This is a genomic window from Candidatus Neomarinimicrobiota bacterium (assembly GCA_021734025.1).
Lineage (GTDB): Bacteria > Fidelibacterota > JAANXI01 > JAANXI01 > JAANXI01 > JAANXI01.
Map to the genome: position 1 here is coordinate 19,387 of JAIPJS010000013.1, position 17,684 is coordinate 37,070.

At 41.8% G+C, this 17,684-nt stretch carries 9 protein-coding genes; 8 read left to right on the forward strand and 1 reads right to left on the reverse strand.

All coding sequences use genetic code 11. From position 1 onward, the window contains the following. Positions 1-7 precede the first annotated feature (7 nt). The 7 genes from K9N57_13055 to K9N57_13085 all read left to right on the forward strand — a co-directional run bounded on the left by K9N57_13055 (position 8) and on the right by K9N57_13085 (position 12,975). Positions 8-2,839, forward strand: coding sequence for a DEAD/DEAH box helicase (locus tag K9N57_13055; GenBank protein ID MCF7805113.1), 2,832 nt, complete (start codon positions 8-10; stop codon positions 2,837-2,839). 48 nt (positions 2,840-2,887) lie between these two features. Beyond that, positions 2,888-6,724: an N-6 DNA methylase gene (locus K9N57_13060; protein ID MCF7805114.1), complete on the forward strand. Its 3,837-nt coding sequence runs from the start codon at positions 2,888-2,890 to the stop codon at positions 6,722-6,724. Positions 6,725-6,839: 115 nt separating this feature from the next. Further along, a complete protein-coding gene (locus K9N57_13065) occupies positions 6,840-7,529 on the forward strand; it encodes a TIGR02391 family protein (GenBank protein MCF7805115.1) in 690 nt (229 codons plus the stop codon). 133 nt (positions 7,530-7,662) lie between these two features. Beyond that, complete coding sequence (locus tag K9N57_13070; GenBank protein MCF7805116.1) at positions 7,663-8,259, forward strand: hypothetical protein; 597 nt, start codon at positions 7,663-7,665, stop codon at positions 8,257-8,259. 31 nt (positions 8,260-8,290) lie between these two features. After that, the gene (locus K9N57_13075; protein MCF7805117.1) at positions 8,291-8,833 is read left to right on the forward strand and encodes a hypothetical protein; all 543 of its coding nucleotides are present in this window, start codon (positions 8,291-8,293) and stop codon (positions 8,831-8,833) included. A gap of 588 nt (positions 8,834-9,421) precedes the next feature. Beyond that, positions 9,422-12,190 (forward strand): UvrD-helicase domain-containing protein, encoded by a 2,769-nt coding sequence (locus K9N57_13080; protein ID MCF7805118.1) that lies wholly within the window; start codon positions 9,422-9,424, stop codon positions 12,188-12,190. A 14-nt stretch (positions 12,191-12,204) separates the two neighbouring features. After that, positions 12,205-12,975 carry a hypothetical protein gene (locus K9N57_13085; GenBank protein MCF7805119.1) on the forward strand — a complete coding sequence of 257 codons (771 nt, stop codon included), beginning with the start codon at positions 12,205-12,207 and terminating at the stop codon, positions 12,973-12,975. Positions 12,976-13,748: 773 nt separating this feature from the next. Here K9N57_13085 and K9N57_13090 read toward each other — a convergent pair. After that, positions 13,749-13,928, reverse strand: a complete 180-nt coding sequence (locus K9N57_13090; GenBank protein MCF7805120.1) for a hypothetical protein — start codon at positions 13,926-13,928, stop codon at positions 13,749-13,751. A gap of 326 nt (positions 13,929-14,254) precedes the next feature. Between K9N57_13090 and K9N57_13095 the strand changes: the two genes are divergently transcribed. Further along, positions 14,255-16,957 (forward strand): T9SS type A sorting domain-containing protein, encoded by a 2,703-nt coding sequence (locus tag K9N57_13095; GenBank protein ID MCF7805121.1) that lies wholly within the window; start codon positions 14,255-14,257, stop codon positions 16,955-16,957. The last annotated feature ends 727 nt before the right edge of the window (positions 16,958-17,684 follow it).

Sequence of the window (17,684 nt, forward strand, 5' to 3'; positions counted from 1 at the left end):
AGCATTTATGGAATTTAAACCAGGTACGCTTGTCCATGTCAGAAATCGTGATTGGGTCGTACAGCCCTCAGATAATGAAGATTTATTGCGGCTGAAACCACTCGGCGGTATCGAAGAGGAAATCACCGGTATTTATTTACCGCTTCATGTACCGGAAGACAGACCAACCTCGATTAGTTTTCCTTTACCAGAAATAGAAAATATCGGGGACATTACGTCTGCAAAAATTTTGTTCAATGCTGTCCGGCTTTCCTTTCGAACCGGGGCAGGACCATTTAGATCTTTTGGCAAACTCTCTTTCCGTCCGAGAGCCTATCAAATTGTTCCGTTGATCATGGCGTTAAAGCAGGATCCTGTCCGGATCCTTATTGCAGATGATGTAGGTATCGGAAAAACCATCGAAGGCCTTCTGATAGTGAAGGAGATGTTAGAGCGGAGTGATATTAAACGTTTTGCGGTTGTCTGTCCCCCGCATTTATGCGATCAGTGGGCATCAGAAATAAAAGAGAAATTCAATATTGAGCCTGTGGTAATCCGATCAGAATCTGCTGCAGCCTTAGATAGACAATTGCCTCCGGATACCAGTCCTTTTCGATATTTTCCGTACCAGGTCATCTCTATCGATTATATCAAGATGGACCCACGGAGAAGACTCTTTATCGATGAATGCCCGAGAATGCTTTTGGTTGATGAAGCACATACTGTTGCACGGCCTCCCAGAGAGGACGGGGATACGATGATGCGTCACTCGTTAATACAAGAAATATCGGAGAAAGAAGACCAGCACCTGTTATTATTGACGGCCACACCACATAGTGGTATCGAATCATCATTTCAATCCCTACTTGGAATGCTAAAACCGGAATTTCAATCAGTAGTGTTGACGGAAGCAGATCAGAGTACACGCAGGGAAGTCGCAAAGCATTTGGTTCAGCGGCGTCGGGGGGACGTTAAAAAGTGGTTGGACGAGGAGACCAAGTTTCCAAAGAGAGATCCGATTGAATTAGAGTATTCCCTGAAAGGCGACTATCTAAATCTCTTTACTGATCTTTTGGACTATACAAAGGAAATGGTTTCCAGGGAAGAAGGTCAGAGGCATATTCACTATTGGACAGCATTAGGGCTGTTGCGGGGAGTGATTTCCAGTCCGGAAGCAGGCTCTTCGATGCTGAGAAAAAGGGCATCAAAGCAAGGAAATGAGACGGAGGAGTTGGATGACGATACTGCCAGGTTTATGGTGATGGATGGCCGTTCACAGGATTCGGATATTGAACCGATTTCGGTGGTTAGTTCAGCAAGCGTCAATACGTCTGAAGTGCGTAAACTGAGAGAATTAGCTAACCGATTAGATAAATTAGGTACCAAATCAAAAGATCATAAAGCGAACGCAGCAATTAAAACGGTCAATGGGTGGTTAGAGGATGGGTACCATCCCATAGTATTCTGTAAATATATTGCCACGGCCAATTATCTTGCGAAATTGATTGATAACAATTTACCGTCCGGGTATAAGCGAGAGACGCAGGTCGAATCAGTGACAAGTGAACTGAGCGAAGAGCAGCGTCGAGAGAGAGTCGAATTTCTGGGTAAACAGAAAAATAGGGTGCTTGTTGCTACTGATTGCCTGAGTGAGGGCATAAATTTACAGGATCATTTTACTGCGGTTCTCCATTATGATTTACCCTGGAATCCGAATAAAATCGAACAGCGGGAAGGCCGGATAGACCGGTTTGGGCAAACAGCAGATGAAGTCAAAACAGCACTGCTTTATGGAGATAAAAATCCCATTGACGCCACCGTTTTGAGAGTATTACTTCGAAAAGCAATCCAAATTAAAAAAGACACGGGCATTTCAATCCCGTTTCCGGAGGATAGTGAATCTATCATAGAAGCGGTATTAAATGCTGTACTGCTTGATCCGCATAGAGATGTGTATCAGGATATGCAGCTTCAGTTAGGTTTTGAGGATAGCGTTGTGAAAAAGTCGGCGGAAAAGGCTGAAGTAGCATTTAAGCAGGCGGAGGCCAGGGAGAAAGCGACCCGGAGTATCTTTGCCCAACATGCCATGAAACCGGAAGAGATTGAACAGGATCTCACTGAGACAGATAAAGCTCTGGGAAAACCCGAAGACGTAGAGGCATTTTTACTTGATGCCCTGGAGCGATTCGGGGCCGAAATGCGACCGGTGAAAAATGCACCGCACACCTATTATCTCACTCAACAGAACTTACCCGGACGATTGAAACAATTATTACCCGAAAAGGGAAAATTTAAGGTTGGTTTTAAAGCACCACTGCCGGAAAACGTACTCTATCTTGGACGCAATCATCCGTTTATTGAGCAGGTATGTCAGGAAATTATGAATGAGGCGTTTGATGTAAATGATGATGCCTTTACCCGAATGGCGGTTATCCGGACTGACCAGGTGACAGTGAAAACCACACTAGTTTTATTGCGAGTAAGAAACGTGATCAGTAGACGAAAAGAAAAGGATGAACTGGTTGCCGAGGAAATGCTGTTGTGGGGGTATCGTGGCGATCCGTTTGAGCGGGACGAGTTGACTGCTCAGGGAGCGAAATCATTACTCGAGGAGATTCGGGCAACAGAAAATGTAGATATACCTGAACAGCAATACTTTGCAAAAGAGGAACTTGAAGATTTCGATACGGAGAAGATGGAAACCATCTTGCAGGAGTTAACGGCTGCCAGGACGGAGGTCCTTATCGACGCCCACGACCGGTACCATGAAGCCGTTGGAGGAGGACGTTATGTGGGTATTGAACCGGTCTTACCGCCAGATGTCATTGGGATGTATATCCTGGTGCCAACAATTGCATAATTAGGTAAATAATCTGATCAGATAAGTTGTAGGGAGTACTGAAATTACATGAATCAGTATACGAGTATTACTATCCAGGGGCAAATACTTTCCACCGAGGTTCTTGAGAATCTTGGACGCAAAGAAACAAAATATCAGAAGCCGGAAAAGTATGGTTTAAAACCCAAGGAAAGCGTTCGGGATGAAATTCAGTTTGCTTACAGCCTCGCCCGACAACAATGGGAAATTTTTAAGCAGAGGCGGTCCCGGTGGGAAGAGGATGATACCGGAACTTCTGACACTCGAAATTATTGGATGTTGCCATTATTCGATTCCCTGGGGTTCAACCTGGACAATGCGAAGGCAGAATATGTCAATAACAGAAGTTATGCGATAAGCCACCGGGATTTCGATCGTGGTGGATTCCCGATTCACATAATGAGTGTCCGGGACAAGATGGACAGAAAGCGGGATTACGGCGGGCCGCGTTTATCGCCACACGGGTTACTCCAGGAATATCTTAACGTGACTGAACACCTGTACGGCCTGGTGAGCAATGGTCTGAAATTACGGATATTACGGGATTCTACCAGACTATCACGTCTCTCCTATGTAGAGTTTGACCTGGAAGCCATGATGGAGGACGAGCTCTACACAGACTTTGCTACGATGTTCAGACTCATCCACGCCAGCCGGATGCCCATCAAGCCGGAGGAAAGCCCTGAATCCATTATTGAGGCTTACCACCAGGATGCGATTGAATCCGGTGCGCGTATACGCGAGAAACTCCGGGAAAAGGTAGAAGTAAGCTTACAAAAGTTAGGGAATGGGTTTTTGACTCATCCTGCAAATAATAGTCTCAGACAACAGTTTCTGGATGAGAACATAGATGCCACAAGGTACTACGGTAAACTCCTGAAGATTATTTACCGTCTGCTGTTTCTAATGGTCTCAGAAGAGCGGAATATGATATTTCCGAGGGTGGAGGGCTCTGAGTGGAACGCTGATCTCCTGAAAAAATATCCCGAAATCTACAAGAAATATTATAGCGTCAACCGGTTGCGAAATCTTGCCGAGAAAAAACATCTGCTAAATCTTGAGAATGACGATCTCTGGGAAAACCTCAAGCGATCATTTCTCTTGTTTGAAAAAGAGGCGTACGGCGAAAAATTGGGGATTCAGGCACTCAACGGCGAACTGTTTAGCCCCTCTGCGCTTGAGCCTTTGAATCACTGCCGGTTAACAAATGGAGTACTGCTGGAAAGCCTGGATGCCATCGCCCGGTTCGAAAACGAACACGGCCAATTAACACGGGTCAACTATGGCGGACTCGATGTGGAAGAATTCGGGTCAGTCTATGAGGCTTTGCTCGATTACGAGCCAAAAGTCAAAACAGGAGCCACTCCGGAGCAGTCCAGGGAATGGGTATTTCAGTTTGCGGAAGGGACCGAGCGTAAAACCACCGGTTCGTATTACACCAGGACTGAATTAGTGCAGGAACTCATTAAATCGGCGCTCATACCGGTTATCGAAGAACGCCTCGAAGCGGCGGGAAGCAAAGAGGAAAAAATTCAGGCGCTGCTGGATCTAAAAGTATGCGACCCTGCTGCCGGTTCCGGGCATTTCCTGCTGGCTGCTGCACGGAAGATAGCAGAGTATCTTGCCAAAGAGCGAACCGAGGCTGAACAACCGGCTCCGGAGGCTTACAATGAGGCACTCCTGGAAGTAATCCAACACTGCATTTATGGCGTGGATATGAATCCTATGGCGGTGGAACTTTGTAAAGTGGCGCTCTGGCTGGAAAGTCATTCCGTTGGACACCCGTTAACCTACCTGGATCATCATATTAAATGCGGAAACAGCCTTGTCGGACTTGATGAGTTAAGTCGGCTGGATGAAGGCATACCCGACGGTGCCTTTAAGGAAGTTATAGGCGATGACAAAGAGACAGCACGGAAACTAAGAAAGCGGAATAAGAAAGAACGGGAATCCGGCCAGCTTGAGTTGCAGCCCTCTTTTGGCACCGGAGAGAAGGCGCTTGAACAATTCGCTGAGAATTTGAGAGAGATTGACTCGATGCCGGAGCATTCTGTAGAGGACATACAGAAGAAGGCAGAAGCATATAATCGCTTTAAGCGGGGACAGAATTATCAGGATGTTTTATCAGCAGCGAATATTTGGACGGGGGCATTTTTTATAGAGAAAACGCCTGAAAATGTGAAAAGTAATCTCGTTCCAACTACTCAAACTTTGCATTCATTTATTACCAATCCCCGGGCTGCCAATGCCAAATTTACGGGTAAAATGAATGCCTTATCAACGGGAAACAGGTTTTTCCATTGGCCACTTGAGTTCCCTGAAGTGAAGATGGATGGTGGGTTTGATATCGTCTTGGGGAATCCACCTTGGGAAATGCCGGAAGTTGATGATAAAACAAGTGCCTCAGATGAAAAAGCGTTAAAGAAGTTTCAACTATTTATTGGAGAGAAATCGAATTATCCCAAAACTGGAGCTGGCAGAAGAAATATCTATTCATCATTTACAGAAACATTTCTCAAGATTAATGAAAAATTAGGTAGAATAGGAATAATTGTCCCTACTGGTATAGTGACTGATAATCCAAATCAAAAAATAGCTCGAAATCTCTTTAAATCGAAATCTATTAGGTCATTATACGATTTCGAAAATGGACAAAGAGCAGAAGGTGGAAGGTTTTTTGATATCGTGCATAATAGTTATCATTTCTGTCTTTTAACTATAGTACAGTGGGGGCAAGACAGAACTGATCTAGGATTCTATTTAGAATCAATAAAGGAAGTGGATAAAGATGAAAAAATTTTTCAAATAAATTATGCTGAATTAGACCAAATGTGCCCCTCAAGATTTTCAGTACCATTATATAAAAATAAACAGGACGCCGAGTTATCTAAAAAATGTTATAAAAATGGCATTACTATTATTGGCATAAACAAAAAATCTAAGGATACGATTTTATCCTCACTTTTATTGAATTTCGGGAAAAAATCTAAATCGAAAAAAGTTCTTTTTTCGGATCTCCATAATATGGAAAATTACCATAAAGTATATGAGGGAAGATATATCCACCAATACGACAATAGGTATTCGACATTTATAACTTCAAATTCAATTGATAATAAAAAAGTATCACCTGAATACGATATAAGAACTGAATATTATATTTCAAGAGATCACTTAGAAGAAATTTGGGAGTCAAAATATGAAATTGTTAATTGGTATATAGGTTTAAGAAGACAGGCAAGAACTACAGATAAATTTTCATCAATAGCATCCATTTTACCTAAATCAGTATCTGAGGGTAATTTAACAGCATTTTATGGTAAAATTCTTAATGGAGAAAATGGGATACTGTTTTTAGCGAATTTAAATAGTCTGGTATTTAACTATGTAGTAATGTTGCGTCAGAATGGTCCTAATCTCAACAAAGGAGTATATGAGCAAATTCCACTGATACCCTTTGAAATGTACAATGGATATAAAGAAAAAATAGTCGGCAGGGCTCTTCAACTAACATATACTAATAATGCGCTTGATGAATTTGCTGCAGCATTTTCCTTATCTGGCGAACCTTTCTCTTGGGACGTAGAAAAACGGAGCTTATTAAAATCTGAAATTGACACATTTTACGCCAAATTATACAGATTAACCCGAGATGACCTTCGATACATCTTGGATCCTCAAGATGTTTATGGAGAAGATTTTCCGGGTGAAACGTTTCGTGTACTCAAAAACAAAGAGATGAAAAAATACGGCGAATATCGCACCAAACGGCTTGTCCTGGAGGCGTGGGATCGCCTGGAGGATGGCCGCCCGATGATGTCGGAGGATCCGGAGTATGTGTTGGAGGGGGGTAAGGCATCAGATTGATTATCGTTTTATTATTCATGTAGAAAATCGAAGTTTTTCTGGCCACCACACATGCCTGATGAAAAAATCAAAATATTATCTCGGACAATTAATGCCTTAAACTGAGGGTGAACCTATGGCTGTTCGGCGAATGACTGCGCGGATGAAAAGCCAAGTAAACCGACTGGCAGATATACTCTATGACTTTTTGCCGATGACGGCACGGTCGTCAAATACTGTCACTTTTGAACGTATATTTAAGGAAAGTAATGTTCAGGACTATTTAGGGAATTCAAAACTCTCAAAGAAGCAGAGGCTTATTAGAGGATTTGAGAATCTACTTCGATATCATGAGCGATTACCCATTTATTTCATCCGGAAAATAGTTCCTGCTGCAATTGAGTACAGACGCCATAAAAGGAACCCACTTAAACAGTCAGAGATAGATGAACTAATTGAGTGTTTAAATTCGCTTGGCATTGATATGGAAAAAGAATTACGGGAAATTGAGATAGATGAAACTGTACCAGAAATTCAGGTTCCAACAGAAGAGTTAATTGAGCGATTAGATAATCATCCATTAGTTGAAGAAATACGTTCAGAACCGTTTGTACAATTTCAAAATGGCCATTTTAATGAATCTGTTCGGAAGGCTGCGGAGCGTTTTGAAGCAAAAATTCAAGACCTCTCTGGGGAAACAAATCAAGGAGCGAGTTTAATGGGTAAAGTCTTTAGCCCAGATTCTCCAATTCTCCAATTAAATGATTTAAATACGACGAATGAAAGAAATATCCAGGATGGATATAAATTCCTATCAATGGGATAGATGCGGGGAATTCGAAATATCTTTAGTCATGGAGATGAAGAGCAAAGGTCGCCGGAAGAGGCGTATGAAATGTTACTATTTATAAACTGGTTATTCCGTCAATTGTAGATGTTATTCAAAAATTTGGAGCAAAATGTTACCAACTATCTCAATAAATTCTAAGGATATAGTTGCATCCCAGCAAGAATTAAAGAGTAAAACATTAACAGGTCATACTTTTACGTTCTCATTTCAAACAGTGAGAGAAGAATCTATCGAAATGGGATTAAATTTAGATTCATTTTTAATTTCACATATAGCGTACGGTATCAGTCAAAAAGGGTATAAATCGAAGTTTCTCATTTGGTACGTACCAATGCAGCATATGTTTTCAATTTACATTACGAGTAAAGGCAATAGAGTTGATGGCATGTGGTTGCTGAATACACCTGGTAGATATGAGTATGGGGAAAATTATTTACATAACAACTCAAAACCGTATATGTATTACGATGGAAAAAATATCTATCGAATCTATGAAAAAATAGGTGGCCAAGAGTTTGGGCTTGTTGACTTTGGTTCACTATTTGGTATAACACACTCAGCAGCAAATAAGGAACAATATGAGGATATACAGCAAAATGAAATCGACTATTGGGATTACTCTGTTATCCCTCAAGTGGCTACTCAAATAATTGAATGGAATGGCAAAAAAATTGTCCTTAATAATGCATTTTATGAATTCAACTAGATTAAAATTTAAAGTATGAGGATGGAATATTATGGGTAAAGATGAAAGTAACGGAGGATTCGGTGCATTCATTGCTGGTGTCGTGGGGTTTATTGCAGGACGAATAACCAAAGAAGATCCAACCCCTAAGAAGGAACTGAGGAAAAAGGGAGTAGAATACCTCATAAAACTCATACGAGAGTGGAGGCCGGTAGATTGCAAGAGTGAGAGCGATTACCACATTGCTTCACACAACTATCTTCTTGGACGTTTTACTGACGAAAATACCCTAATTGAAACTGAGTACGGTATAGGAAAATCAAGAATTGATATTGTTATTGACGAGAAATATGGAATTGAACTTAAGGCAAACCTTAAAAGCGAAAATGAGATAAAACGGCTTGGAGGACAAGTTCAGGCTATTAAAAAGCATTTGAAAGGTGGACTCTTAGTAATTTGCGGGGAAACCACTGAAGATATCTTTAAACGCCTGAAGAAGGAACACCGGGAGGCAGAGGCAACCATAACCCATGATGGACAATCAATTGAAGATGGGTTGAAATTCGATGTTGTGAGAGTACCAATGCAGTTTTAATTCAGAACTTCAAATTCAGTAAGTAAAGTCGCATGAAAAATTTAGGTCTATGGGCCGTCAGGTGAGCATAGATCCCGGGTTTACTTGATTTATATATCTGGACACTTCGTGATTTTGATCAGGAAAAGCAGGTTCTGAATTTAGAATGTATTAAACAGAAGTTGTGTTTCTTTGTCGAAAAATCTCAGGTCAGTGGCCAATTTCCCAAAATGAAATTCATTTTCATAATACGAATAATGCACATAGAAATCTTGCGAATGAGATTTACAAAATTATAGGAACTAAACATGGAAATCCAAATTGAGTTCTCTATATTAAATGGGTTGAAGTTCCCCAAAGATTTGTGATGGAAATCTATGATAGCCTAAAAGTCGCCTGATGATGTCGGAGGATCCGGAGTTTGTATTGGAGAGTGGGAAAAATTCTTAAAAGCAGCTATTAGTCGCATTTAACAATTGGAAAGTATTTGAGTTGCCGATATATTAATCCACGGTTTTTAAACGTACTTTAGAATTGTCCTGGTAGTTGTGTGTTAGATTAGTGAACGGTGAGCGGCGTTATTTGTGAATTACATGCGGCAGGTAGAAAATGGGTGAGCCACTAATTCTTGTTTATGTCGTTATAATTATTCCTTCCTTAGTTGGGCTTAGTTGGTTGTTACATTCCTATTTTAATAGAGATAAGCGTACAACTATTCATAAAAAACACTCAACTGAATTACCTAATAAATCATCGCTAAATATCCAGGCTGTACCTGGTACTTATAATGATAACCTATTCGACGAACAAAAAATAACGCCGATCGATGCAAAATATGCTCCCTCAATTGATAGTGAAGACCCAGATGATATAATAATTCTAGATGGAAAAGATGTAATATCCCGACAAGAAATTGATGATGCGCAGTTTACCGATGGAAAAGGAAGTTTGTTTGATGAGGTTAGGATATTGGATGAAAGCTGGGAGCGCATTAAAAACCATCATAGATTGAAAGCGCGTCTTGATGTATTAATCAAGTGGATCGAATATTTTTATTCAAACAATCAAATAATTATCAATCCTACTATCCGGAAAGTAGACACCACTCATTACAAGATTCGTCTGGTTGATGGGTTACGTATACCTTTTTCATTTATTGAAAATAATAATGGGAAGGGTGTTATCCTAGTTTTTTGGGAGATTTTAACTCATGAGGAGGGAGTTGCAATTCATGGAACAGGGTATCAACCTCCTGATCTTTCAAAAACGCACCCTCTACCCGATGAGTGGGGGATTAAAAATCTAGCAATTGAAAAAAATGAGGATATGGTGGATATCCCCAAATATCCATTAACAAGAGTGTGGTATCCAGAGGATCAAGAGAGATTAAAATCCAATAAGGACGCTGACCTACGCTGGAATCTACATGAGGAGCAAGAAAAATATGTCCAGCGACAAGGCCCCATTCTCCTCAAAGGAAGTGCTGGAAGCGGGAAAACCACTATTGCCCTGTACCGTTTATTGAGTTACCGGGGAAGTAACGATTCAAATGATGCTCTTTATATAACCTACACAAATTATCTTCGTGATTATGCAAAACGCTCCTATCAACAACTGGTACCAACAGATGTTGTTTCACATCCGAATTTTTTTACAATAGAAGATCTCTGTCGGCAAATAATCCCGGATGCCGACGAACAATTTCCTCCTGAAAGAAAACTGACCTTTGATACTTTTTTAACTATTCCAGCAGTCAGGCAGACTGTATTACCCATATCGGTTAACTTGCTTTGGGAGGAAATCCGAGGCGTAATAAAAGGGGCATTTCAAATTGTAAACAATAATAAAAGCACCCTACCCTTAGAATCTTATTTAAACGATATCTCTTCAAATCAATCGTTGGTCTTGCCAAAAGAGCGGGAAATTGTTTATGAGGTATTTACCCGATACCAAAAATGGATCACAGAACGTAACTATTGGGATGAACTCGATTTAGCACGAACTGCTTATCGACAAGTCCAGAACAGTCGGAAGATAAAAAAGTTTTCAAATATCGTTGTCGACGAGGTACAGGATTTAACTACCTTTCATATTGAACTCATTTTAATGATGTCCCGGAATCCAAATGGCCTGTTTCTCACTGGTGATGCTCAACAGGTAATTCATCCCAGCCGTTTCGAATGGGCCAGAATTAAAGAACAAATGTACTATCACATAAAGAATTTGAAAAAGCGTAAAATCTATTTTGATGATCACGTGAAAAGGGTTCAGGAGCTTACCACGAATTTTCGTTCGACGGACAAGATCGTTGCTTTATCAAATAGTATCGCTTCCTGGCGTAACGAGATACTTAATGAGTATAATTCCATATTAACATCAATCCGCGCGGGGAAGCCTATTTGCAAGCTCCAGCCTTGTCCCGCTTCAAACTGGACAGAAAACGAACATTTTTCAACCCGCCTTATGATTATTGTGCCCAATGAAGAATTAAAGAAAGAGGCCCAAGACGAATTCGGTGCAGGTCGGGTATTTACAATATTCGAAGCAAAAGGACTTGAAAGGGATTTTGTGATCTTATGGAAATTTTTTACAGCCGGGGAAGTCTGGAAAAATGTCCATAGAGAGAGGCATCAAGAGCGGTTTGAAATCAAACAACAGTTAAAGCAACAAGCAAGTATTTTTAATGTAGCTGTAACGAGAGCACGCGAACAATTGTTTTTCCTTGATACAAATATTCCATTCGATTGGGAGCCTCTAGAAAATCACACCTTTTTGGACGGTGAACAAGCGGATGAGTACATCTCAGGAGTGCTTGATTTAAGAAGTCGTAAAGAAGATTACTATGAAATAGCAAAAGATTTTGAAGCCAGAGATCTACTAGAGCAAGCCTCTGCAAATTATTTCGAAGCCGGCTTTGACACAGACGCTTATCGTTCTAAAGCAATTATGTATGAAAGACGAAGAGATTATAAATGGGCTGGGATTAATTACGAGTACGCAGAACTTTTCGAAGATGCTATTCGGTGTTATGACAAGTGCGGCGAGTATCAAAAAGCGTTCAAGTTAATGCTTAAATCAGGACAGAAGGCAGGTCTGTCCTCAGTGCAGGAATACCTGGATGATGAACGAAAATTAGCAAAGTTAGATGGAGAGATTGCTATTTCTGTTGCAAATGCAATCCTAAATGAAAGTCCCGGTGCTACTATTGCCACTCTTTTTGAATATAGTCGAAGACGGTTAGGCTTAAACCGATATCATTTCGGACGATCAGTTGAAAATATGCGGAGGGTACAGTTAAGGGATCTCAGGCAAGCCAGCGATAGTATTGAACGGGCAATGACACAGTTAACTGTTAACCAAAAACGGTATGGGGAATAATGAATCAGATTAGTATGAAAGTTAAGGACCTGAATGACGCTGCAGAAGCGATTCAGGGGCATGATCAAGCACTGAGAAATGTATTGGAAAGTGTTCAGGATGTGAATAATCAACTTGATGAGATAGTAGATAATCAGAAACAATTTACTAATGTTCTGCAGGAAGTGACGAAGATACAAAGCCGTTTGCTCAGAGCACAAAAATCAGTTACAGAAAATGTGAATGAGACTGCACTATTATCTGATGAAAAAATTCCTGACTTATTAAATAAATTGGATACTCAGATCAATGAAATGAAAGCAGTAATTTCTACCAATGCCAATGACCTTAAATCTACTATAGAAGAGGCCGATAAATTGTTTGGCGGTGAGACTGAGAATCTGATTAAGGAAGCCACTAGCGAATATAAAAATCTCTTGGACAATAAAATTTCTCTCATGAAAAAGGAGATTAAAGAGGAGACCTCTTTAGCTCAAAAGCAAATAGAGGAAATGGGAAAGAATACGATTAATCCATTTATTCAATCCATTAAGTCCCATGAAGAGAAAGTAAACTCTACAAAGAAGATGATGTCGGAATTGTCTGAATTATTAGAGTCGAACACAAAAGAAGTCAGTAGCCAGATTAATGAACTTGAATCCCAAATGGAAAAGTTTGAGGAGGAAATCCAGTCAGCACAAAATTTTATTAATGATAATATAGGTCAAAAAATGGCACAATTGGAAGAAGAACGAAGTGTGTTCCAAAATACTTTTAATAAAGCAAAAAAGATTTTTAAAAAATAAGATTAATTGTAACGGTAATATAAAGAAAGAGGGGTAGTGTCAAGTAAAGTTCGCAATTTGGTGTGAACATGTCATCTTTGTCCTTCTGCGTTGCTTGGGGTAAAGTCTCCCTTATTGCTCGATTTTGACTACACTTATAAAGCTCCGGCCGATGCGCCAGTCCTCCGAATATTCAACCAAATAGTCAGTGAATAATCGAAGAAGAGTATTCCGGGAAATGGGAAAGTGGTATCGGAGAAGGGGGTCGTGCTCTTGGTGACCTATTCGGATATTTTTTAATAATTGCCGAATCTGAAAATTGGAAAGATCGATGGCTTCATCCCATTAGGCTTTGATGTAAATTGTGATAAAGGATTTACACTAGGCCAGGTAACTCCCTTTTTTACCAAACTGCCTCCATATCTGCTCCCATTAGCGTCCCGATCCCTTAACGACAGGGGTTGTTCTCGCCCTGTCACGCCGGAAGTTGCGAGTTCGAGTCTCGTCGGCCCCGCTCTCGAAGCCTCTGTAAAAACAAGGACTTACAGGGGACTTTTCTATTTTTCAGATTTTTAAAAATGTATCCAATATCGGCATTTCAGGGCAACAATTGACATTCGATGATCACTAAATGGTCACTAAAATTTTACTATGTCGCTGAACTAAGTCACTGGCAAGGGCTAAAAATGAAGGCACTGTTTTGGGCGTATGAGCAGAAATTTTCAAAATTTTTGGCGTAAAAAAATCCGGGAAAATTCCCGGGCTCAAAAACAGCGGCAACGAGTGGAGGAACCCTAAATCAGGTTATCCAGCACCTTAATACCCTCGGACAAATCCTTCTCAAGTAATTCAGCGTAATGACCTTCCGTTACCTTCACCGAACTATGTACCAGTAACTTGGATACGGTAAAGATATCTACGCCATTTTGCCCAAAAAGGCTACCATATGTTTTCCTAAGGGCATAATGTATCACGCTTTTTAAATTTGTCTCATCGTACCTGTGGTCCGGTTTCCCTTGCGAACCGTTCGGGAATTGAGTAAAATAATAACACGAAGCAAAACCAGTACAGAATAGAGTTCGGTCGAATTCCCCTGCCTGCCGCTTCCTGCTTCTGCCTTCCATGTACCGTACACAAGCTTGATCCATAATAAATCATACCCAAATTGGATGAGTCTGCGCACCAGTCTCTCACTCGAATGGACTGGGCTGAATACCCTTTGAAGTGAGTCAGGAACGCCAGCGTTCCTGGGAGAGATTGCATAGAGCGGGTAACGCTTATCCAAACGGAGGGGGCTCCAATGAAACATATCTTTTGTACGGTGAGCGTGGTACTCTTATTAGCAGGCGGACTCTTCGCCGGAACCTATAGTGGTGGTGACGGAATATTCGGCGATCCATACCAAATCGCAACTACGGATGATTTGATTGAACTCTCAAACACTTCCGCCGATTGGGATGATTATTTCATCCAAACAGCCGATATTTCTTTCAATGCCGATGAAACATTGGTGGACTGGGATGGGGTTGGCGGTGCTGACGGTAGTGGAACCAGTGGCTTTGCGCCGATTGGGAATTCAACAACCGGCTTCACCGGGAGTTACGACGGTAATGCGAAAACAATTTCAAATCTATTTATCAACCGCCCATCAACTACCAAAGTAGGGTTATTTGGCTATGTATATAATAATACAATAGATAACCTGGGGCTAATGAATGTTGACATTACTGGTAATGAAAATGTGGGAGCTTTAATTGGTGATATAAATACAGGAAGTGTTTCCAATTGCTATAGTACAGGATCAATATCAGGATCTAGTTATGTGGGCGGACTAATTGGTTACGCAGCCTATATTTCATTATCTGATTCTTATAGCAGTTGTACAGTTACAGGTACCCAAGACGACATTGGAGGATTAGTAGGTATTAATATGTTGGGAGATATCACACGATCCTACAGTACAGGCAATGTTAGTGGCGATACAAATGTTGGAGGATTTGTGGGAAATAATTATCAATCAGCTACTGTCAGCAACAGCTATAGCACAGGAAATGTTACCCGTAATTCAGGTAGTACTAACACCAGTTTCGGCGGATTCTGCGGAGGCCACGCTTTTTCCACATTAGAATATTGCTATTCCACCGGTGATGTATTCGAATCTCCGGGAACTGCTTGGTCCACAGATGACAAAGGTTTTGTCGGATATGAATATGACGGCAACTACTCCGATAACTTTTTTGATACCAGTTCTAATCAATCATCAGCTACGGGAGCAACCGGATTGTCAGAAGCAGAAATGCAAGTCCAATCAAATTTTACTAATTGGGATTTTACCAGCACCTGGGATATGGACCAGTCAGGCACTTTCAATGACGGCTATCCCTTCCTCTCCTGGCAGAATGGGACGGACACGTCCCTTCCGGTTGCACCCTCCGGCAGTGGAACCAGCGAGGATCCCTACCTAATTGCCAACTTAGGTAACCTTAACTGGTTAAGTCAGTCTTCAGGGGAATGGGGAAAATACTATAAACAGATAGCCGACATTGATGCATCCGGTACCAGCACATGGGATGGCGGCGCTGGCTTCTCCCCCATCGGGAATAACTCTACATCGTTCAAAGGTGAATATGACGGCGGCGGATATACGATCGACAACCTGTACATCAACCGCTCCGGTACAAGTGGTATAGGATTGTTTGGAGTTGTAAGTGAAGCCACGATAACTGACATTGGCGTTACCAATGTGAATATCACTGGAGACAATTACGTTGGCGGGCTGGTGGGGTTGAATTATAGCAATTCTATAGTCAGCAACAGTTACAGTACGGGTAATGTTAGCGGTGGTGAGCAAGTCGGTGGGTTGGTGGGATATGGTTACATAAGTTCTAATGTAAACAATAGTTACAGTACGTGCAGCGTTAGTGGTAGTACTGATGTTGGTGGGCTGGTGGGAATGAACTATGGCGATTCTCCTAATTCTATAGTCAGCAACAGTTATAGTACGGGCAGTGTTACAAGTACTACTGGTAATGTAGGTGGGCTGGTGGGGTATAATGTAGGAAGTCCTGTCAGCAACAGTTACAGTACGGGTAGTGTTACAGGTACTGGTAATGTAGGCGGGCTGGTGGGGGATAATGAAGATGAAAGTACGGTCAGCAATTCCTTCTGGGATACTGTAACCTCAGAACAGGATTCCAGCGCCGGCGGCACGGGCAAGACCACTGCTCAGATGAAATCTCTGGCAACTTTTACCGACGTAAGTACAACTGGATTAGATGCCGCCTGGGATTTTGAGACCAACCCCAATGATGACATGGGAAATAACGATTACTGGGATATTGATAATACTGAATCAACCAACAGTGGATACCCCTTCCTCGCCTGGCAAAACGGCACAGACACCTCGCTCCCGGTGGAACTGGCGTCCTTTACCGGCGAATACTCCGAGAGCAGCATTCAGTTAACCTGGGTGACGGAATCGGAGATTCGGAATCAGGGCTTTCTCCTCGAATGCCGGACATCCCCAAAAGCCGCTTGGGAGGAGATCGTCTCTTTCAAAACCAATGCTGCTCTGCGAGGCCAGGGATCGACCAGCAAGCGTTCTGTGTATACGTTTACCGATCAAACTGTCAAGGCAGGCGAGGAGTATTCCTACCGGTTGACGGACGTCTCGTTCGAAGGCAAGGTGAAGGTTCATAACGATTTTGTATTACCGGTGGTGGCCGTACCTACGACGCCCTCAGTCTTTCGTGTGCAGACACCGTATCCGAACCCGTTTAATCCGACGACTACTATCGCGTACTCGTTACCGGCAGAAGCGCCAGTCCGGATTGCCGTGTACAATATCACGGGTCAACTGGTGAGTGTGGTCTTTCACCAGACGCAGCCGGCCGGAAACCACCAGATGAGTCTCTCCCTGCCGGATTACGCCAGCGGTGCCTATTTTATGCGAATCAGCACTCCTGATCATAAACAGACCAGGAAGTTATTGTTGATGAAATAAGGCGGAGCCACACAATCATATCCAGCGAGGGGTACATGGTGAGAAACCGTGTACCCCTTTCTTCTTTGACTATCACACCAGAGCGTGTACCCTGGTTGTTGGGAATCCCGCAACCTTGAAGACTCCAATTGGGGTCGATCCCGCAGTATTAAGGTGAAATAATCATCTCCTCTTTTTTTATATTCGAGTCTGTATTGAGATGAGTATCGGGAAGTTGGAGCGTACAATGTGGCACGTATATATTCTCTATGCCGCCCAAATTGCCAAATTCTACACAAGCGATACTGATGATATATCGCGGCGACTCCAAAGCCATAATGCCGGCCGAGGCTGATTTACTAGACGAAATATTCCTTGGAAGTTGCAGTATACAAAATCGTTCACAGCAAAAAATAAATTCCCTTTTCCTCACGAAATAATGAGGGTAATACCATTTATTTCTACAGCCTTCTGCATTGAACGCCTCAATAATATAGCATCCGAAAGCAAAACGTAAGGTTTATGATTTGAACTGTTTGCATTGCGCCATGTGAGTTCACTTATAATCAGGATACCTGATTAGCCGGAGAGTGTCAGCAAGAATTCCAATTTCTTGGGAAGCCTCTGACTAACTGTGGCCCGGATTCTCCCTTGTGAACCAGTCGGGAATTGAGTAACGTAAAATAGTGAAATGATACTAGTACAGAATAGAACGTTGTGTTCTCCTACCGCCAGTTTCCTCCTCCTG

Coding starts and splice junctions, on each gene's coding strand:
- K9N57_13055 (MCF7805113.1), top strand. CDS start 8: ATGGAATTTAAACCAGGTACGCTTGTCCATGTCAGAAATCGTGATTGG.
- K9N57_13060 (MCF7805114.1), top strand. CDS start 2,888: ATGAATCAGTATACGAGTATTACTATCCAGGGGCAAATACTTTCCACC.
- K9N57_13065 (MCF7805115.1), top strand. CDS start 6,840: ATGGCTGTTCGGCGAATGACTGCGCGGATGAAAAGCCAAGTAAACCGA.
- K9N57_13070 (MCF7805116.1), top strand. CDS start 7,663: ATGTTACCAACTATCTCAATAAATTCTAAGGATATAGTTGCATCCCAG.
- K9N57_13075 (MCF7805117.1), top strand. CDS start 8,291: ATGGGTAAAGATGAAAGTAACGGAGGATTCGGTGCATTCATTGCTGGT.
- K9N57_13080 (MCF7805118.1), top strand. CDS start 9,422: ATGGGTGAGCCACTAATTCTTGTTTATGTCGTTATAATTATTCCTTCC.
- K9N57_13085 (MCF7805119.1), top strand. CDS start 12,205: ATGAAAGTTAAGGACCTGAATGACGCTGCAGAAGCGATTCAGGGGCAT.
- K9N57_13095 (MCF7805121.1), top strand. CDS start 14,255: ATGAAACATATCTTTTGTACGGTGAGCGTGGTACTCTTATTAGCAGGC.